At 37.7% G+C, this 19435-nt stretch carries 16 protein-coding genes and 1 tRNA gene; 2 read left to right on the top strand and 15 right to left on the bottom strand.

Features of this window, described 5'->3' with window-relative positions; translation table 11 throughout:
- Window positions 1-223: 223 nt before the first annotated feature.
- Both JF73_RS00085 and JF73_RS00075 read right to left on the bottom strand, forming a co-directional pair.
- Window positions 224-1276: a Fic family protein gene (locus tag JF73_RS00085; protein WP_257011425.1), complete on the bottom strand. Its 1053-nt coding sequence runs from the start codon at window positions 1274-1276 to the stop codon at window positions 224-226.
- A gap of 1294 nt (window positions 1277-2570) precedes the next feature.
- Window positions 2571-2643: transfer RNA gene (locus JF73_RS00075), tRNA-Thr, on the bottom strand.
- 154 nt (window positions 2644-2797) lie between these two features.
- Between JF73_RS00075 and JF73_RS00070 the strand changes: the two genes are divergently transcribed.
- Both JF73_RS00070 and JF73_RS00065 read left to right on the top strand, forming a co-directional pair.
- Window positions 2798-3499: an MgtC/SapB family protein gene (locus JF73_RS00070; RefSeq protein WP_038520460.1), complete on the top strand. Its 702-nt coding sequence runs from the start codon at window positions 2798-2800 to the stop codon at window positions 3497-3499.
- Window positions 3500-3615: 116 nt separating this feature from the next.
- Complete coding sequence (locus JF73_RS00065; RefSeq protein WP_046326479.1) at window positions 3616-4815, top strand: DUF2974 domain-containing protein; 1200 nt, start codon at window positions 3616-3618, stop codon at window positions 4813-4815.
- 78 nt (window positions 4816-4893) lie between these two features.
- Here JF73_RS00065 and JF73_RS09585 read toward each other — a convergent pair whose 3' ends face one another.
- The 13 genes from JF73_RS09585 to dnaA form a co-directional block, all read right to left on the bottom strand.
- Window positions 4894-5052, bottom strand: a complete 159-nt coding sequence (locus tag JF73_RS09585; protein WP_109585634.1) for a CsbD family protein — start codon at window positions 5050-5052, stop codon at window positions 4894-4896.
- A 169-nt stretch (window positions 5053-5221) separates the two neighbouring features.
- Window positions 5222-6601 (bottom strand): replicative DNA helicase, encoded by a 1380-nt coding sequence (gene dnaB, locus JF73_RS00060; RefSeq protein ID WP_038520455.1) that lies wholly within the window; start codon window positions 6599-6601, stop codon window positions 5222-5224.
- 36 nt (window positions 6602-6637) lie between these two features.
- A complete protein-coding gene (gene rplI / locus JF73_RS00055; protein WP_038520452.1) occupies window positions 6638-7093 on the bottom strand; it encodes a 50S ribosomal protein L9 in 456 nt (151 codons plus the stop codon).
- 12 nt (window positions 7094-7105) lie between these two features.
- Window positions 7106-9127: a DHH family phosphoesterase gene (locus JF73_RS00050; RefSeq protein ID WP_046326478.1), complete on the bottom strand. Its 2022-nt coding sequence runs from the start codon at window positions 9125-9127 to the stop codon at window positions 7106-7108.
- A 285-nt stretch (window positions 9128-9412) separates the two neighbouring features.
- Complete coding sequence (gene rpsR, locus JF73_RS00045) at window positions 9413-9652, bottom strand: 30S ribosomal protein S18 (protein ID WP_038520445.1); 240 nt, start codon at window positions 9650-9652, stop codon at window positions 9413-9415.
- Between the two features lie 22 nt (window positions 9653-9674).
- Window positions 9675-10184 carry a single-stranded DNA-binding protein gene (ssb, locus tag JF73_RS00040; protein WP_038520442.1) on the bottom strand — a complete coding sequence of 170 codons (510 nt, stop codon included), beginning with the start codon at window positions 10182-10184 and terminating at the stop codon, window positions 9675-9677.
- Between the two features lie 54 nt (window positions 10185-10238).
- Window positions 10239-10532 (bottom strand): 30S ribosomal protein S6, encoded by a 294-nt coding sequence (gene rpsF / locus JF73_RS00035; protein ID WP_034978626.1) that lies wholly within the window; start codon window positions 10530-10532, stop codon window positions 10239-10241.
- A 205-nt stretch (window positions 10533-10737) separates the two neighbouring features.
- On the bottom strand, window positions 10738-13221 hold the full coding sequence (gyrA, locus tag JF73_RS00030) for a DNA gyrase subunit A (RefSeq protein ID WP_046326477.1): 2484 nt from the start codon (window positions 13219-13221) through the stop codon (window positions 10738-10740).
- A gap of 9 nt (window positions 13222-13230) precedes the next feature.
- A complete protein-coding gene (gene gyrB / locus JF73_RS00025) occupies window positions 13231-15195 on the bottom strand; it encodes a DNA topoisomerase (ATP-hydrolyzing) subunit B (RefSeq protein ID WP_046326475.1) in 1965 nt (654 codons plus the stop codon).
- Window positions 15185-16324 carry a DNA replication/repair protein RecF gene (recF, locus tag JF73_RS00020; protein WP_046326474.1) on the bottom strand — a complete coding sequence of 380 codons (1140 nt, stop codon included), beginning with the start codon at window positions 16322-16324 and terminating at the stop codon, window positions 15185-15187. Before recF ends, gyrB begins: the two co-directional genes overlap by 11 nt.
- A gap of 6 nt (window positions 16325-16330) precedes the next feature.
- A complete protein-coding gene (gene yaaA / locus JF73_RS00015; RefSeq protein ID WP_046326472.1) occupies window positions 16331-16540 on the bottom strand; it encodes a S4 domain-containing protein YaaA in 210 nt (69 codons plus the stop codon).
- A 224-nt stretch (window positions 16541-16764) separates the two neighbouring features.
- Window positions 16765-17895 (bottom strand): DNA polymerase III subunit beta, encoded by a 1131-nt coding sequence (gene dnaN / locus JF73_RS00010; RefSeq protein WP_046326469.1) that lies wholly within the window; start codon window positions 17893-17895, stop codon window positions 16765-16767.
- A 172-nt stretch (window positions 17896-18067) separates the two neighbouring features.
- Window positions 18068-19435: chromosomal replication initiator protein DnaA (dnaA, locus tag JF73_RS00005; protein WP_052727741.1), on the bottom strand; the 1368-nt coding region annotated here is incomplete at its 5' end.

The following is a 19435-nucleotide window of genomic DNA, read 5'->3' as shown; positions in this document are numbered from 1 at the left end:
AAATATTAACTTTTTAAGTTTAAAAATTAGAGACAACATAATTAGTTTTAGTTAGGCATGCTTAATTTCAGCACTTTACTAAACATTGGTAATATGAACCAAAGGTGCATGACTGAAAAAAGTTAATATAGAAAAAATGATTTATAGAAACATCAGAAAGTCTCTGATATTATTGGTGCAAAATAATTAAATTTTGCACCGATAATTTATTTACTGTACTACTTTAGCCATTGGCAATATAGCGACTTGCCTTTCCTTTGCCTACTAAACCTATTTTTCCTTCTTTGCGCAACCTAGCTAAAGCATGCTTAATGGTACTTTCACCATATTGCGGTACCAAATTCATTAGTTCCTGTCTAGATAACGACTTTAAACTATTAGTAATTTTACTCAATAGCAATGATTCCGGATCCTTTTCCGTATTACTAGTGAAATCAATTCGTGAATCTAATTCACGGTAAGCTTGCAATACGATACTCAAAAAGTAGTCAACATATGGTCCATAATCGTTTTCATTATTAATCCATGCCTTTCCTGAACTTTCTAACAAAGTCCGGTAATATTGCGCCTTAGTTTTTTCAATTAAACGTTCCAAACTAATATACTTACCAACTCCGAAACCTAATTGTTGTAATTCAAGTAACATTAACAAGCGTGACATTCTGCCATTACCATCTCTAAATGGGTGAATTGATACAAAATCCAACATAAATGCTGCCGCTAGTATTAATGGTGGGAGGGAATTATCACAAATTGCATTATTATAAGTTTCACATAAACTTTGGACTAATTCAGGTGTGATATATGCTGGTGGTGGAGTAAAGCGAGTTTCTTTATGACCATCTGCAAAGGTAGTAATAATTGCATTATCAATGTCCTTAAATTGACCGCCCCAGCTGCTTTCAGTAAAATTAAATAATTGCTTATGTAATGCCAATATATTATTAGGAGTAATCTTGATATATTTATAATTATCATGAATTACTGCTAAAACATCACGATAACCAGAAATTTCTTCTTCACTGCGATTTTTCGGAGTCGTTTTTTGCTCCATTAATTTCTTAAGTCGTGCATCACTTGTTGCAATTCCTTCAATTCGATTTGATGAGTCTGTACTCTCAATCTTTGCGACTACCAACAGCTTATCCATTATGTCTTTTGATTTTAAGGAGATATGATTCGTTTTACCTTTGAGCTCATAGATCAGATTGAGTTTTTCAATCATCTTCGTGGTTACTTTCAAACCATTTAAAGTTTGATAATCAAAAACTTTCAAAATATTATGTCTCCTTTATAAGCTAGTTTCTTCCTACATATTTTATACCAAGTATCAGTGTATTTAAAAGTTTATCAGTGCAAAATTTAATTATTTTGCACCGTAAATTTGTTTATTGCACCGAAAAATATTTATTACCACACAAAAAATTAGCCTTAACTTATCTGCGCGAAATGCTGATAGGTCAAAGCTAATCGAGTCAAATGATTCTTCTGAATAAGACTATTATTCTAGCTTACATTACCATATAGTCATCTGTTTTTTTATCTTTTTTAAAAAATAAAAGGCGAGCATAAAAAATAATATAAAAATCAAATACGAAATTAACACTTCCCATGTTAATGAAAAAGTAGTGTTTAAGGAATGCTCATTCATAGTTGTAATTATTTTCAGTCCTAATGCTGTTGTCTTGATACCAGAACTGTTAATACTAAACAGCTCTATAATATAATCAATCATAAATACAACCAGATATATACTACTTCCCGCATTAAAGGCTTTATAATAATTCATGATTTTTCACACCCCTTTTTAAAACGAAGATTAAAATAATTAACAAAAAGAAAGTTTATGTATAGTAACCTGATTTTTACTATAAACGATGTCAGAAGAACTACAACATCAGCTATAAGCTAAAAAATATAGTTTCATCACACTACCATAAGCTTTCGGTACAAAAATCCTAAAATAAATAAAATGAAAGCCCATTGGCATTATTAACCCATATAACACGTTACTAGTTATAAAATTTGTACCAACTATTATTTATAAATTTATATTTATTTAATAATAGCATTAAACAAGTCTTAAATCAACAAAATAAAATTAACAATAATACTATTAATTCAGCTAGTGACAGCAGTTTTTATTAATATAATTATATCTATTGGCTACTGGATTGAAAAATATAAGTAAGTAACTATCTACTTGATTATGATATTGCTACTCCAAATAAGCCTAATTTTTAAAGTGAATTATTTTGTTAAATATCGTCTTTTCCTTAGGAATAAGATGATGCGCTACTTCAACAACTTTTCAAAGATATTCATGCAAAAAAGTATTATAAATTTTCCTTGAAAGTACCGGATCAAGCGAAGTTGTTACTTCATTTGCTAACACAACTGAGCGCCTATAGAATAAGGCTCTAGCAATCTCTATTCTGAACTCAAAGAATTTCTTGGTATACAGCGTTTTTACCACGTACCGTATATCTTTAATAAACAAAAATTAACCTCAAATTATCAACGAAAATACTGATAATTCAAGGTTGTTTTACTAATTTTACTCTTCCGAATGCTGACTAGAGGATTCGAACCTCCGACCTCATCATTACTAGTGACGTGCTCTGCCAACTGAGCTAAGTCAGCATTGTCATATCTCGACAACGATATTAATTAAAACATATTCTATCAGTTTACGCAAGCACTTTTTGACTTTTTCTCGGTTTTTGTTATAACTGTCATTTGACGCGCTTTTTTAAGAGTATAATATAAGAATAGATTTAGAAATGGAGTGGATGTAATGGCAAATTTTGCAGCGATTAACGCGCAATTCCCCTGGCTATTAAGACTCATAGTTGCATCATTATGCGGGGCGCTAATCGGTTATGAACGCGCAATTCAAAGGAAAAGCGCCGGAGTGCGAACACATATTGTAGTTGCCTTTTCTTCCGCACTATTCATGATAGTTTCAAAGTACGGCTTTGGCGATTTATTAAAAATGTCAGATCTCGCTTTAGACCCTTCCAGAATTGCGGCTCAAATAGTTTCCGGTATTTCATTTATTGGCGCTGGCGCTATTTTAGTTAAAAAGCAGCAAATTTCCGGTTTAACCACGGCAGCTGGTATTTGGGCCACAGCCGCAATCGGTATGGCAATTGGATCAGGTTTATATTTTATCGGAATTTTGGCAACTGCTTTTCTCTTTGTTATTCAAATGATGTTTCACGATGATGCTATAATTGATAAAATCATCATGCATATTCGTTTTAACATTCAAATAGAAGCGGTTAATAAGCCGAATATTTTGCACACTATTGAGCAGGAGCTTGAAGCAAATCATGTTGAAAATGTTTCTGTCAAGATACTGTTTGTTAGTGACGAGCGAATTATCTTTTTTGTAGATGGTATTATTAACAATAATATTGATGAAAATGATATTATTATGGCTCTACGCAAATATCCTGATATTAAGCGCATCAGTTATGCCAGTATAGACAAATAACACAAATAATCTTTAAGCAATAGTTAATTCTATTGTTTTTTTTGCATTAATTAGCTACTAATTGTTTTTACTTATTACAATGTTAATATAAGTTTTTATTCGAAAGGAGAAATGTTATGGCTGGTTCCCTTGACTATTTACGTTGGCGTGGTGATTTAACTTTTTCTGAAAAACCATTTAACAGTGTTGATGCATCACTGCTATCATCTATTGCTTATTTACCAGCTGACAGTTCTGCCAACGGTCATACACTAAAAGAAGTGGCAGAAAAACTCCGCAATTTGCCCTCTTTTCAGCATCAAATGCATACAGAAACGGCAACCGAAATATTTTTATTACCTGAAAGTCCCCGAATTGGAAATATTAAAATTTTAGATTGGACAGACAAACTGGCAAAAGACCCACATCCCTTGCAATTCACTGCTGCCACCTTTTCGCTTGATTCAGATACCATTGCCATTGCCTTTCGTGGAACAGATGGTACCATGATTGGCTTAAACGAAGACATGGGCATGAATTACTTGCCAGAAATTTACGGTCAAGATGTCGCAGCCAAGTATCTTACCACCATTGCAGAAAAATTTACTAACCAAAAGATTTTTTTACTTGGTCATTCAAAGGGTGGTAATTTTGCTCAATATGCTCTAAGCGCCGTTGAACCTGAAATTCAAAACCGGGTAATAAAAGCGATTAGTTTTGATGGACCGGGCTTTTTCCATAAAGTATATACGAGTTCTGGGTTTACCGCTTCAATGTCTAAAATGAAAACCTATATCCCTCAGGGTTCAATTTTCGGTGCTATGCTCGATCATCCCGAACAAACTTTAGTAGTCAAAAGTACCGTACCAATGCGCAACCAACATGATCCGCGCCGCTGGTCTGTAGGTAGAGACAGTTTTACCTTAGCTGACGGGCTCTCATCAGGCAGTCGCGTAATTAGACACGCGCTCATTAATTTTAATAATTCTATCCCAGACCAAGAAAGAGGCACTGCCTTTTCAGATCTATTTGAGGCCTTTGAAAATTATGACATTGATGAGTTAAACCAATTAACCAGTAATAAAATAGTAGGAACATATCGTTTTGGGCGCGTCTTTCTCTCTCTTGAACCCCAAGAGCGAAAATTGCTGACCCAAGTCTTAAGCAATATCTGGAATTCATATAAAAGGAATATGACTTTGCCTCTGATGGCCAGCAATTATGAACTTTATCCTAAAAGCAATGATTCAAATAAAGCACCAGTGTTTTACGAATTTTACGACCCAGATCGTCCGAACCTTAAACTACCAGAAAGTGTTCAGCGTAAATTAAAGTAAATTGTTTCATGTGTAACCCAAAAAGAGGCTGGAAAACTAAAATGTTTTCCAACCTCTTTTACTTAACTAATTAACTAGTTATTTCTTCATTTTATCCTTAACGTCATCAACTTTATCTTTGACGTTTTCAGTAGCTTCTTGTGCCTTGTCTTTAACATCTCCAGCAGCTTGTTGAACCTTGCCTTTGACTTCTTTAGCTTTGCCAGCTACCTTGTCTTTAAATCCTTTATCGGCCATCTTAATCGGTCCTTTCCCAAAAAATTAGCGAAAATTTTCTATTCACACCTTAATAGTACAATGTTGTAAAAATATTGTCATCAAAAACGCTTTATTTTTTGTTAAAAAATGCAATTAAAACAAAAAGCTGTGGCATTTTAGTCTAAATCACCACAACTTTTATTACTTATTATTCATTAGGCTGATCATGACTATAATCGAGGTTTGAAAAGCGATTATACGGTTTGGAAAACATTAACTTGACTGTTCCCCTACTACCTGAACGGTTCTTTTCGATAATAACTTCCACTTCACCGTTATCATCTTCTGCCGCCACTTCTTTATCCTTATTACCATCTTCCTCATCACGATAATAATCATCACGATAAAGAAACGAAACAATATCCGCATCCTGTTCAATTGAACCGGACTCACGAATATCAGATAAAACGGGTCTCTTATCTTGTCTTTGTTCAACTGACCGCGATAACTGTGACAAGGCAATCACAGGCACGTGCAGCTCCTTGGCTAATTTCTTTAGTTGCCGTGAAATAGCTGAAACTTCCTGCTGGCGTGATTCACTGTGAGGACCTTCAATTAGTTGCAAGTAGTCAATGACTATTAACCCTAAATTGCCTTTTTCTTTAGCGAGCCTGCGTGCCTGCGCTCTAATTTCGCTCATTTTAATACCGGGAGTGTCGTCAATGTAAATGCTGGCTGTTGCTAAAGAACCCGAAGCTGCAACCAATTTAGGCCATTCATCTTCATCCAGTTGACCAGTTCGCAAATGTTGTGAATTAATCAAGCCTTCTGATGCCAGCATTCTTTGGACCAGCTGTTCGCCACTCATTTCCAAAGAAAACATTGCCACTGTTTTATCTGTGTGCAAGCCTACATATTGCGCCACGTTAAGCGCAAAAGAAGTCTTACCTACTCCGGGACGGGCAGCCACAATTACCAGTTCATCATCGTGAAAACCAGTAGTCATTTTATCAAGCTCAACAAATCCAGTGGGCAGTCCCGTAACCATGTTGCCATCTTCTGGAATATCATTGATTTCATCAATAGCTGAATTAACAATATCCTTGATATTGCGAAAACCGTTAGCGTTATTTTCTGATGAAACATTCATGATCTCGCTTTCGGCGTTATCTAAAATGTCAGTAACATCATCAGAATCCTGCATTGCATTCGTTATGATTTTTTGGCTGGCAGAAATAAGCCGCCGCAGCAGCGCCTTCCGATGAACAATTTTAGCATAATAAGTGACATGAGCAGCTGTTGGTGTTGCCATAGCTAATTCAGAAACGTAAGCAATACCGCCAATATCGTCTAGTTGATTTTTCTTAGTTAATTCATCTTGCAGAGTTAACGGGTCGATTGCATCCTCACGATCAGATAGATCAAGCATAGCCTGAAAAACCAGCTGGTTGGCTTTTTTATAGAAATCGTCGGGTTGAACCTCTGCACTCGCATCAGCAATTGCATCAGGATCAATAAAAATTGCACCTAAAACTGCCTTTTCCGCCTCATCATCGTGCGGTATTTGCTGTGAGACAATATTATCCATTAATCACGCCCACTTTTATCAAAATCTATTTCAGGGCTAATCCTGTTCAGTAATATGAACGCGAATTTTGCCTTCTACGCCCTTGAATAACTTAACCGGTACATTAGTGTAGCCCAATGATTTAATCGGTTCAGGCAGGTTCAATTTGCGCTTGTCAATTTTAATACCAAATTGCTGCTCCAAGCCTTCCACAATCTTTTTTCCTGAGATCGAGCCGAATAACCTTGAGTCAGAACCGGCCTTAGATTTGAAATTAACGACTGTTTCATCCTTATCAAGTTCAGACTTGATTTTTTCAGCTTCAGCCTTTTCACTTTCGTATGCTGCTTTTTCATTAGCAGCCACTCTTTCCAAAGTGTGCATGTTAGCTTTGGTAGCTGCTTTAGCTAATCCTCTTTTAAATAAAAAGTTTTGGGCATAACCATCAGGAACATTTTTAACTTCTCCACGTTTACCGCGACCTTTAACATCTTTAGTAAAAATAACTTTCATTGTGCTCTCCTTTTATTCATTTTCTTGTTCATAAGTATCCACTGCGTCAAGTAATTTAGCAAGTGCATCCTTAACAGTAATCCCTTTAATTTGGGTGGCGGCATTAGACAGATGACCGCCACCGCCAAGTTTTTCCATAATTACCTGGACATTAATATCACCCATTGAACGGGCTGATATACCAATTGTATCTTTGTCACGCCGAGTAATAGCAAAACTAGCTTCAACGTTTTCCAAATCCAGAGCAGTATCCGCAGCCTGAGCAGTAACAATTGGATCTATTTCCTTGTCATCAGGTCCGCATAAAACAGCCATCTTAGGCTTGATCATCTGCAAGCTGCTGACAAGACGAGTGCGCTCCAGAAAACTATCAATATCTTCTTTTAGCAACTCACTAACACCCATCGTACTTGCACCAATTGAACGTAAATAGCTGGCTGCATCGAACGTTCTAGTACCTGTACGCAATGAAAATTCTTTGGAATCAACCGTAATTCCTGCCAGCATTGCCGTAGCGTCAAGATCTGTTAAAACGCGCTTACCAGAACTAGGCTGCTGGTATTCCACCATTTCAGTTACCAGCTCACAAGCTGACGAAGCATAAGGCTCAACGTATGTCAGCATTGGATTTTCCGGAAATTCCTCGCCGCGTCGATGATGATCAATCACAATAATTCTATCCCTGAGCCGTTCGTATAATTCTTTTGAATATGTGATAGAGTATTTCGAATGGTCAACCATGACCAACATTGACTTAGCGGTCAACTCATTTAGTGCATCATCTGGGGAAATGAAAATATCATTATCTTCCTTTACTTTTGCCATCTTCGCAACTAAACGACTGACATCATAGTTGGTTTTATTGACATCTAGGACGAAATTAGCTTTTACATGATGCAAACGGGCGATTTTGACAACGCCTATTCCACTACCAACCGAATCCATATCTGGGCTGGCATGACCAACTACAAAAACGCGATCCGCTTCTTTAAAAAGCTCGCTAATTGCTTGTGAAACCATTCTGGCTCTAACTCTGGTTCTCTTTTCCATTGGATTAGATTTACCACCAAAGAAACGGGCAGCCTTTCCTGGCTGACTAAGAACAACCTGATCGCCGCCCCGACCCAATGCCAAGTCAAGGTTAGATTGCGCCTGATCAGCTAATTCGGTAATTAAACTACTACCAAAGGCAATTCCAATAGATAGCGTCAAAGGGGTATTATTACGACTTGTTTCTAAGCGTATCTTATCCAAAACAGAAAATTTATCTTTTTCCATCTGAGTCAAATCTTGCATATGAAGCAAAAGCAAAAAATGATCTTCGTCTATGCGTTTAAGATAGGCGTTGAATTTTTTCGCATAATCACTCAGAGTATTCTGCACATAGACACTGGTGGCAGTCAGCTCTTGATCATGCATTGTTTCACTTAGCTCATCATAATTATCAATAAATATTTGTCCGATGGCTAACAATTCATTCTGATAGCGTTCTTCAATTTTGGCATAACGCGTAATGTCAAGCAAATAGACAACGCCGAGATTGTCCTGAATAACCATTTCAAATTGATGACCATCCCAATTTACTACATGGTTTTCGGCAGTTTTTGCCTTTAACGATTCATCAATTAATTTATCTAGTTCAGGGTCAACCGCTGCTATTGTATGACCAATTAATTCTTCATTTTTTAAATAGAGTTGTAAATAAGGATTCGCCCACTGAATTTGACGATCCTTATCATATAGCAAAATGCCGAGAGGCATTTTAATCATTGCTTCTTGCTCGCTGCGCTTAATTCGATAAGATAAACTGACAGCAAAGTTATTCGCATTGCCAGCTAAGATATATACGCCATAAGCAACACACGCCACAGTCAAAATAAAGATCAAGACCATAGCCAAGCCAAATAATGGGCTCATAATCATGGCAACGATGCTGCCTAAAAGCGACAAGGCTAAGATGATAATAACAGAAGCTGTTAGTCTGGAATCTTTAATAAAAGCAGGAAATTCAAGCTTACGTAAAAAATCTTTCATGTAAGGTCCTTCCTAAATTAATGTATAATACATCATTATTATTATACATTGGATTGACTGGATAAGAAACTCCCCAATATTAAGGTTAAAAATATCGTTATGTCAGTTTCAGTTACTCTAATTTCACGCCCTGCACTATTGCTAAAATACTGCGAGCCTGTTTTAGGTAAAATAAAATCTCGAAATTAAGTAAGCTTAATCTCGAGATTTATCTCATTAACAGTCTATATTTTGATATTAAGTAATCAGTAGCACTACTTAATTTCTGTTAGTTAGTTAACTTTATTAGTCTTCAGTAACAAATGGCAACAAGCCCATAATGCGAGCTCTTTCAATTGCCTTAGCTACTTTACGTTGGTTCTTAGCGCTGGTGCCAGTGACACGACGTGGTAAGATTTTACCTCTTTCGGAGATAAAACGTTTCAACAAATCAACGTCCTTGTAGTCAACGTAATCAATATGGTTGGCAGCAATGTAGTCAACCTTACGACGACGATGGGCGCCGCCTCTTCTTTGTTGAGCCATATCCTAGGTCCTTTCTATCAATTTAGAATGGTAAATCATCATCAGAAATATCAATGGTATCGCCTGAACCGGCAAATGGATCCTGAGTATTATCTAGGCCATTGTTCTGGTTTGGGGTACCCATATTAGGGTTGTTATTGGTATTTTGATTACCATAATTACCATTATTATTTGGTGTGTAACCACCATTTTGACCACGGGCCTCACGATCTTTGCGTGATTCAAGCAATGAGAAATTATCAACAATAACTTCCGTTACATATACTCTTTGCCCGTCTTTATTATCGTAGTTTCTGGTTTGAATTCGGCCATCAATACCAACAAGTGAACCTTTAGACGTAAAATTACAGAAATTTTCTGCTGCTTTGCGCCAAATGACACAACTGATAAAATCTGCACCTCTCTCACCTTGAGCGTTAGTATATTGACGATCGACGGCAAGAGTAAACGTAGCAACCGAGATTCCACTCCCAGTAGTACGTAATTCAGGATCACGTGTTAAACGGCCAACAAGTACAACTCGATTAATCATACTTTAGGTCCTTCCTTTCCTAAATCACGAAAACGATAACGTTTTTGTTCTTAATTATCCAACTTTAACAGTCATTGAACGTAAAACGGCAGTATCAATCTTGGATAAACGGTCAAATTCGTTAACTGCGTCAGCGTTATCAGCAGTGAAAGTCATAACGTGATATAATCCCTCACGATATTTATTAATTTCATATGCGAAATGACGCTTTTCCCAGTCTTTTGACTCAACCATCGTACCACCATTATCGGTAATAACTTTATCATAGTTTTCAACCAACGCCTTTTTTGATTCTTCATCAATGTCAGGCTTGATAATATAAGTTATTTCGTACTTAGTAGTTGTCATACTAGTGCACCTCCTTCTGGACTAAATGGTTCTTGCTAAAAATCAAGAACAAGGAGTAATGAAGTTTATTACTCGCAATCTCTAATTTTAGCACATAAATAAAAAATTACCAAACTATCTTCACGTGATCCACTAAGAAATTTTCATCTCTTACTAATAAATACGTTAAATAATTTGCTAATTTTTTAAAATTTTATTTTAGTAGTTAATCCTGTTCGTTCTCAGTTTCTTCAGCAGCGACTTCTTGATCTGCTTCGGCAGGAACTACCGCAAGACTGGCAACTTTATTGTTGTCATTAACTTTGATCAAGCGAACGCCCAAAGTGCTGCGCCCTGTTTGAGAAACATCCTTTGTCTTAAAGCGGATCATGATACCATCATCAGTAATCACCATGATATCCTGGCTGCCATCGATCACTGTCACACCAGAGAGTGGACCATTTTTCTCGGTAATATTTGCAGTCTTGATACCTTTTCCGCCGCGACCTTTAGTTGGATATTCGGCAGCTGCTGTTCTCTTGCCGTAACCCTTTTCAGAAATGACTAACACTTCATCGCTATTCTTAATGACACCAGAGCCAACCACATAGTCATTTTCGCGTAAATTAATTCCGCGAACGCCAGCTGCTGTCCGGCCCATTGAACGAACTGTCTGCTCATTAAAGCGCACGGCGTAACCTAAGTGAGTACCGATTAAAATATCTTGTTTGCCATCAGTAGCCAGGACATTATTCAACTCATCGCCATCACGCAAGGTTAAAGCAATTAAACCGCTGTTACGGATATTGCCAAATTCACTGACATGTGTCCGTTTGACCGTCCCCATCTTTGTAATGAAGAATAAGTATTGGTCATCCGCATCTTCAGGAATATTAACAATCGTTTGAATTTTTTCGCCCTTTTCCAGTTGCAATAAGTTGACTATTGGGAGACCCTTGGCTGTACGGCCAAATTCCGGAATTTCATAGGCTTTCTTCGAATAAACTTTGCCCTTGTTGGTAAAGAACAGTAACATATCATGCGTACTGGAGTAAATGAGGTTTTCAATAAAATCACCGTCTTTAACGCCCATGCCCTTAATACCTTTACCACCACGATTTTGAGTCTTAAATTCAGTAATTGGCATCCGCTTAATATAGCCACTATGGGTTAAAGTCAGTAAAACATCTTGTTTTTCAATTAAATCTTCATCTTCAATTGAAACAACTTCACTAGCACCGATCTTAGTCCGCCGATCATCGCCAAAGCGCTTTTGAATATCCAGCAATTCATTGTAGATTATTTCATTAATGCGTTCCGGCTTTGCCAAAATATCTTTATAGTCGGCAATTTTAGCTTGTAGTTCTTTATATTCAGCTTCAACCTTGTCACGCTCAAGACCAGTTAACCGTACCAAGCGCATATCTAAAATGGCTTGTGACTGCTTGTCATCAAGACCAAAACGACTGATTAAGGCAGCTTTAGCAATATCACTTGATTGACTCTGCCGAATGATGTGGACGATTTCGTCAATATGATCAAGGGCAATTTGGAGACCTTCAAGAATGTGTGCTCTAGCTTCGGCTTTAGCTAATTCAAATTTAGTTCTACGAGTAACAACATCTTCTTGGTGCTCCAAATAATATTGCAGCATCTGCTTGAGGCTTAAAAAGTGCGGTGCGCCATCGACGATTGCTACCATATTCATGCCAAAGTTAGCCTGCATTTGCGTCAGTTTAAACAAGTTATTTAAAACCACACTAGCGCTGGCATCACGGCGGATATCAATGGTAATTCTCATCCCCGTTTGATCTGATTCATCCCGCACACCGGTAATACCATCAATTGTTTTCGCACGCGCTAAATCAGCAATTTTCTTAACCAGTTCTGCTTTATTAACCAAGTATGGTATTTCAGTGACGACTATTCTTTCACGGCCACTTTTTTCAGTTTCAATATTGGTATTAGCACGGACGACAATGTTGCCGCGACCAGTTTCATAGGCGCGATAAATGCCGCCGCGACCCATGATCGTTCCGCCTGTAGGAAAATCGGGACCTGGGATTGCCTTCATCAGTTCTTTAGTAGTGATAGCGGGATTATTCATTAACATGTGCAGTCCCTTAATCACTTCTGAAAGGTTGTGTGGCGGGATATTGGTAGTCATACCAACCGCAATACCGCTAGTGCCGTTAACTAAAAGATTTGGTATTCTAGCCGGCAATACTACCGGTTCATTTTCAGAATCATCATAATTGCGTTGCCAATTAACAGTGTTTTTATTGATATCCCGCAGCATTTCAACGGCTATTTTGCTCATGCGCGCCTCAGTGTAACGCATTGCGGCGGGCTCATCACCATCAACTGAACCAAAATTGCCGTGTCCGTCAACGAGCATATAGCGGTAGCTGAAATCTTGGGCCATATGAGCCATTGCCAAATAAATTGAGGAATCACCGTGAGGGTGGAATTTACCCATAACTTCCCCTACAATTCTGGCAGACTTTTTGTATGGTTTATCTGGTGTAACACCTAGTTCACTCATACCATATAAAATCCGGCGTTGAACCGGCTTTAAGCCATCACGCACATCGGGTAAAGCCCGTGCGACGATAACGGACATGGCATAATCCAAGAATGAACTATTCATTACGCTGGTCAAATCAACGTTTCTTATTCTGTGATCTTGACCTTGATTGTCGTTATCCATTTAAACCTCCTATGCATCCAAGTTTTCAACGTATTTAGCGTTAGTTTCAATAAAATTGCGCCGTGGTCCTACTTCATTACCCATCAGCAATTCGAAAACCTCATCGGCATTTTTAGCATATTCCGGGCTGACACGGTCAAGCCGTCTATTCTCAGGGTTCATAGTCGTATCCCATAATTGTTCAGGATCCATTTCACCTAATCCCTTATAACGTTGTACCAACGGTTTGGGACTCGGTTGTAAACTGCCCAGATAATCATGCAATTCTTCATCGGTATCTAAATATCTGACCACTTTGCCTTGACGCACTTGGTATAGAGGCGGACGTGCAATATAAACGTAGCCCTTTTCAATCATCGGCCGCATATAGTTGTAAAAGAGGGTCAAGAGCAGTGTCCGAATGTGGGCCCCATCGACATCGGCATCTGTCATAATGATTAATTTGTGATAACGAGCCTTAGACACATCAAAATCTGCGCCAAAACCAGTCCCTAAAGCTGTAAACAGTGACCTAATTTCTTGGTTAGCTAAAATTCTATCCATTGACGCTTTTTCAACGTTCAAAATCTTACCACGGATTGGCAAAATCGCCTGTGTTAATCTTGACCGACCTTGTTTAGCAGAGCCTCCAGCCGAATTACCCTCAACTATGAATAATTCAGAAATGCTGGGGTCATTACTAGTGTTGTCAGCTAACTTACCAGGTAAATTAGCGATCTCCAATCCGGATTTCTTACGTGTCACTTCACGCGCACGTTTAGCAGCTGTTCTAGCACGTTCAGCCAGTTGGGCTTTTTCAACAATTTTCCGGCCAACTTGCGGATTTTCCATTAAGAAACGGTTGAAGGTTTCAGAAAAAGCGTGATCTACTGCAGTCCGTGCATCAGAGTTCCCTAATTTGGTCTTAGTCTGACCTTCAAATTGCGGATTAGGGTGCTTAACTGAAACAACAGCAGTCATTCCTTCACGAATATCTTCTCCTGAAAGATTATCATCACTATCTTTTAATAACTTGGTCTTATGGGCATAATCATTAACTACCCGCGTTAAGGCTGTCTTGAACCCTGCCTCGTGCATTCCGCCTTCATAAGTATGGATATTATTGGCAAAGGTCATTAACGTTGTTTTATAGCCTTTTGTATACTGCAAAGAAACTTCAACGTTGATATCGTTATCGTTACCTTCTACATAAATCGGCTCATTGAATAATACTTCTGTATCACGATTTAAGAATGAAACGTATTCTTGAATTCCGCCTTCATAGTGATAAACATCGGTTTCCGCACTTTCTTTACGCTTATCTGTAAACGTTAATTTCAGGCCCTTATTTAAAAAGGCTAACTCACGGATACGGTTTTTGAGGATCTTATCATCAAATGAAGTGGTTTCAGTAAAAATGTCTGGATCTGGGAAAAAATGGACGATAGTACCATGCTCAGATAATGGAACTGTCCCAATCATTTTCATTTCGTCAACTACACGGCCACGGCTAAAATCAATAAAATATTTTTTACCGTCACGCATAGTCGTAACGTCCAGTTTGGTCGAAAGAGCGTTAACGACTGACGCACCTACTCCGTGCAAACCACCAGAAACCTTATAGCCGCCACCGCCAAATTTACCACCGGCATGTAAAACAGTAAAAACAGTTTCCAGAGCTGGTCGGCCAGTTTTCTTTTGAATATCTACCGGAATACCACGACCATCATCTTGAACAGTAACACTGCCGTCTTCATTGATAGTGACTTCAATTTTAGTGGCAAAACCGGCTAGACTTTCATCAATACCATTATCAATTATTTCCCAAACCAAATGATGCAAGCCCTGAGAACTGGTAGAACCAATATACATTCCTGGACGCTTACGAACTGCTTCAAGTCCGCCTAAGACTTGAATCTGACTGGCATTATATTTATCGGCTTCTTTTTCATATTGCTTAATTTGATTGAGATTTTCTTTTTCATTATCTGCCATGCAATTTCCCCTCTTCTAAATAAATTTGTCCAGATTTAATTTGGTATATTTTCGGTTTTTTAATTATTTCCCAGGAAATACCCGCAAGATCTGTTGTCGTAATAAATGTTTGTGTTTTACCATGAATGTAATTAAGTAAGGCACTTTGTCGTTTATGATCAAGTTCGCTCATAACATCGTCAAGTAGCAATAATGGATATTCAGCAGTTATCTGGTGCACGAGCTGTATTTCGGCCAGTTTAAGACTAAGCGCTATGGTTCTTTGCTGCCCTTGAGAACCATACAAATGCGCATCTTTACCATTAAGTGTAAATTCAATATCATCTCTGTGAGGACCACTCAAAGTAGTACCTTTGAGAATTTCAACCTTCTGATTTTTTTGGAAGTTAGTCAGTAACTTATGATAAACTTCTTCAACACTATCTTTTTCTGTTATTTCCTTAACTGACGGTTGGTAAGTTACCTGCAAATTTTCTGCACCGGTACTAATGTGATTGTAGGCATCTTGGGCGTACTTATCTAAGCTTTTTAGGAATTGAAAACGGCGAACAACTACTTCTGCTGCAACTCCAGCCAATTGATCAGATAAAACTTCCAAGAACATGGTATCGTGCGCATCACCCTTTGCTAATTGCTTTAAGTAATTATTTTTTTGCTGCAAGACTTGTTTGTACTTGCCCGCAAAATAGAGGTATTCTGCACTAATTTGCCCAAATTCCTGATCCATAAAACGTCTTCTCAGACTAGGTGCGCCTTTAATCAAATCTAAATCTTCTGGAGAAAATAAAATAGCGTTCAATTGTCCCACATATTTGGACAACTTCGCTTGTTCAATCCGATTAACCCAAACTTTTTTACCCTTTTTAGTAATTAGAACCCGCAGAGATAAGTCAACTTGACTTTTATATACATGACCAGATACATTGGCATAATCTTGACCAAAAGCAATTAATTCTTTGTCATTACTAGTTCTGTGAGAACGTGTTAAAGCTAAAAAGTAAATTGCTTCGAGTAAGTTAGTTTTGCCCTGCGCGTTTTGACCTATGAAAATATTGACGTTGGGATCAAAATCAACCTCAAACTGCTGCAGATTACGGTAATTTTGTGCAATAAAATGCTTGAGATACATTTAATGCTACCGCAATTCATAAGTTTCTTGGTTTACTTCAAGCTTGTCACCAGAGCGCAATTTCTTGCCGCGTCTTTGTTCTTTGACCCCATTCAGTAAAACTGGATTATCTTGCAGGTACCACTTAGCCTGACCACCAGAAGAAATGATACTTTCTTCTTTTAAAAATTGCCCTAGAGTGATGTACTCACTCGTTAACTTAAACTCTTTGATCATAACCACCTTCACCACTTTAAATACCTATAATAAGTATATTCGTTTCACAAGTAAAAAACAACTAAAAGCCCGTATAAAGCCATATAAACGGCTTTTTTTAAAATAAACAATTCATAGTAAATGACATTAAAAATAAACTGACAAGCATTTTCGGTCGATTATAAAAAGTTGACTCTAAAAAAAGCCATCAAATGATGACTTTTTATCTATGCTCAATTTAATGATTAAAATGTTCTAACTGGGGTAATCAGTTGGACAAAATCAATATCGCTTTTATCTGGGTTGACCGTAAATGGTCGCAGCGGTTGCGTGAATGACATCACAACTGAGTCAGTCACTGAAGCTTTCAAGGCGTCACGTAAATAATCTGGATTAAATGAAATTTTCAGATTTTTACCTGTCAGCTTTTTAAAGCCGACATCTTCTTCAACATTACCAATTTCAGCGGACTCACCAGACAATTTGGCAATTTGCTTGTCGACATCAAGAGTTAAATCAACTACGTTATTGCGTCCAGCATGTGTCAGTAAACTTGCCCGATCTAGTGCACTGGAAAGTTCCATTAAATCAAATTCCACAGTTGTTGTGCTATCTGTTGGGATTAGGCGCTCAGTATCAGGGTAGCTGCCTTCAAGTAAACGTGAATAAAACAGAATATTGCCGATTTCAAAAAGAACCTGATTTTCTCCCGGACATACTCTAATTTCAGGGTTAGTTTCACCAATAATCCGAGCAAGCTCAAGCAAGCTTTTTCCAGGAATGATCAGATCAGTCTTGGATTGCGGACCATTTTCTAAAGCTAAGGCCCGGCTGGACAACCTATGGGAATCGGTGGCTACAGCATGAATCTTATCTGGGCTAAAAGTAAAATGCACTCCCGTTAATACTAAGCGGCTTTCTTGAGTTGCAACAGCAAATTGAGTTTCATTGATAATTTCGCGGAAAGTTTTTCCCGAAATAACAAAAGAGGACTCGTCAGGAATTTCCGGTAATCTTGGGTAGTTATTTGCATCTAAACCATTAATTGTAAACTCACTATTTTCAGAGATAATTTGGGTTTGAAAACTTTCTTTAACTTCTAAAGAAAATTCTTTTCCAGGCAATCGTCTAATAATTTCACTAAAAAAGCGTGCTGGTAACACAATTGAGCCGGTAGAGCCCACAGTTAGATCTTCACTAACCGGAATTTTAATTTCTATTGAAATATCGGTATCACTACCAGTTAAGAGTAATTCATCTTCAGATAAGTTAAGCTTAATTCCACTGAGAATAGGGATAGTTGCTCTGGAAGATATGGCATGCATTACATTGTTTAAATTGTCTAGAAAAAGATTTCTGTTTACGGTAAATTTCATTTGGAGCCTCCTGTTATTTTGTCTGTTTCCTTTATATTAATTATATATTTAATTAGTAGTATTAGTAGGTCTTGTGACTTCTGTTGAAAAGTTATCACAGCCTTAAAATAACGTAATTATTGCGGTTAAGAAAATGTGTACAACTCCGCTATTTTTCCACAGTGAATAACTTTTAACGGTCAAGCATCTGCTTTAAATCAAAGACAGCGGTCTTAATATCGGAATTAGTTTTTATTTCCCGGCTGATTTTTTCATAAGCATGCATAACAGTTGTGTGATCCTTACCACCAAATTCCTGGCCAATTTTAGGAAGGCTGGAATCAGTTAATTCACGGGACAAATACATTGCTATTTGCCGTGGTACCACAATTTGGCGTACACGCTTTTTTCCTTTTAATTCGTGCGTTGAAGTTTGAAAATAATTTGCAACTACTTCTTGGATTTTAGAGATTTGCAAACCTTGATTTTTCTGGACTAATTTGAGATCCGCCAGCGCCTCACGCGCTAGATTGACATTAATGTCTTCATGTTCAATTGTGGCGTGTGCTTGGACTTTTACTAAAGCACCTTCAAGTTCACGGATGTTGGTATCAACTTGGGAAGCGATATAGTCTAAAGTATTGTCATCAATAGTTAAGTTTTCGGCTTCAGCTTTTTTGCGTAAAATTGCAATTCGGGTTTCTAAGTCGGGTGGGGTGATTTCAACCTGTAGGCCCCAGGTAAACCTTGATACCAAACGTTCGGACAGATCTGGTATCTCGGTTGGAAGCCGGTCGCTTGTCATGACTATCTGCTTTTGGTCATTGTAAAGCGTTTCGAATGTATGGAAAAATTCTTCCTGAATACCTTCTTTTTTTGCAAAAAATTGAATATCGTCAACTAATAATAAATCGCATGTGCGGTATTTAGCGCGGAACTGATCCTGAGTTTTGTTCTTAATTGAGTTAATGAAGTCATTAACGAAAGTTTCACTTTGGATGTAAACGACTTTTGCATTGGGGCGCTCAGCCAGCATTTGATGGCCAATAGCCTGCATCAGGTGCGTTTTTCCTAAACCGACACCACCAAAAATAAAAAGGGGATTATAAAAGCTACCGGGACTGTCAGCTACTGCCAAGGCAGCACCTGCTGCTAATTTGTTTCCTTCACCTTGAACAAAGTTGTCAAAAGTATATTTTTCATTGAGTTTCAGGCTGCGCACAAATGCATTATCTGTTTGTGGGCGGGTATTCTCAGAAACTACTTGAGTTTGCACTTTTGGAGTTACTAGTCTTTCTGTACTTTTATCACCTTCAATTTGAAAAACCGGCATAACTTCAATATTGGCATACCCGTAAGCAGATTGAATTAATTGCGACGCCAAATTTTTTTCCCAATATCCCTTGGTTACAGGATTTTGGACTGCAATTTTCAATTCGTGAGTTTCCTTATTATAGGAAAGAGGCCTGGTGTTTTTAAACCAGGCGTTATAAGCTACCTCATTAAAATGTTCGTGCATTTCGCTAATAAAATGATGCCAAAATTTATTAATATCAAACAA

This window comes from Lactobacillus helsingborgensis (genome assembly GCF_000970855.1).
Lineage (GTDB): Bacteria > Bacillota > Bacilli > Lactobacillales > Lactobacillaceae > Lactobacillus > Lactobacillus helsingborgensis.
This window is presented reverse-complemented; position numbering and strand designations above follow the sequence as displayed.

Excerpts from the sequence above, each read along its gene's own strand:
- JF73_RS00070 (WP_038520460.1), top strand. The coding sequence starts at position 2,798 with ATGGCAAATTTTGCAGCGATTAACGCGCAATTCCCCTGGCTATTAAGA.
- JF73_RS00065 (WP_046326479.1), top strand. The coding sequence starts at position 3,616 with ATGGCTGGTTCCCTTGACTATTTACGTTGGCGTGGTGATTTAACTTTT.
- JF73_RS09585 (WP_109585634.1), bottom strand. The coding sequence starts at position 5,052 with ATGGCCGATAAAGGATTTAAAGACAAGGTAGCTGGCAAAGCTAAAGAA.
- dnaB (WP_038520455.1), bottom strand. The coding sequence starts at position 6,601 with ATGGATAATATTGTCTCACAGCAAATACCGCACGATGATGAGGCGGAA.
- rplI (WP_038520452.1), bottom strand. The coding sequence starts at position 7,093 with ATGAAAGTTATTTTTACTAAAGATGTTAAAGGTCGCGGTAAACGTGGA.
- JF73_RS00050 (WP_046326478.1), bottom strand. The coding sequence starts at position 9,127 with ATGAAAGATTTTTTACGTAAGCTTGAATTTCCTGCTTTTATTAAAGAT.
- rpsR (WP_038520445.1), bottom strand. The coding sequence starts at position 9,652 with ATGGCTCAACAAAGAAGAGGCGGCGCCCATCGTCGTCGTAAGGTTGAC.
- ssb (WP_038520442.1), bottom strand. The coding sequence starts at position 10,184 with ATGATTAATCGAGTTGTACTTGTTGGCCGTTTAACACGTGATCCTGAA.
- rpsF (WP_034978626.1), bottom strand. The coding sequence starts at position 10,532 with ATGACAACTACTAAGTACGAAATAACTTATATTATCAAGCCTGACATT.
- gyrA (WP_046326477.1), bottom strand. The coding sequence starts at position 13,221 with ATGGATAACGACAATCAAGGTCAAGATCACAGAATAAGAAACGTTGAT.
- gyrB (WP_046326475.1), bottom strand. The coding sequence starts at position 15,195 with ATGGCAGATAATGAAAAAGAAAATCTCAATCAAATTAAGCAATATGAA.
- recF (WP_046326474.1), bottom strand. The coding sequence starts at position 16,324 with ATGTATCTCAAGCATTTTATTGCACAAAATTACCGTAATCTGCAGCAG.
- yaaA (WP_046326472.1), bottom strand. The coding sequence starts at position 16,540 with ATGATCAAAGAGTTTAAGTTAACGAGTGAGTACATCACTCTAGGGCAA.
- dnaN (WP_046326469.1), bottom strand. The coding sequence starts at position 17,895 with ATGAAATTTACCGTAAACAGAAATCTTTTTCTAGACAATTTAAACAAT.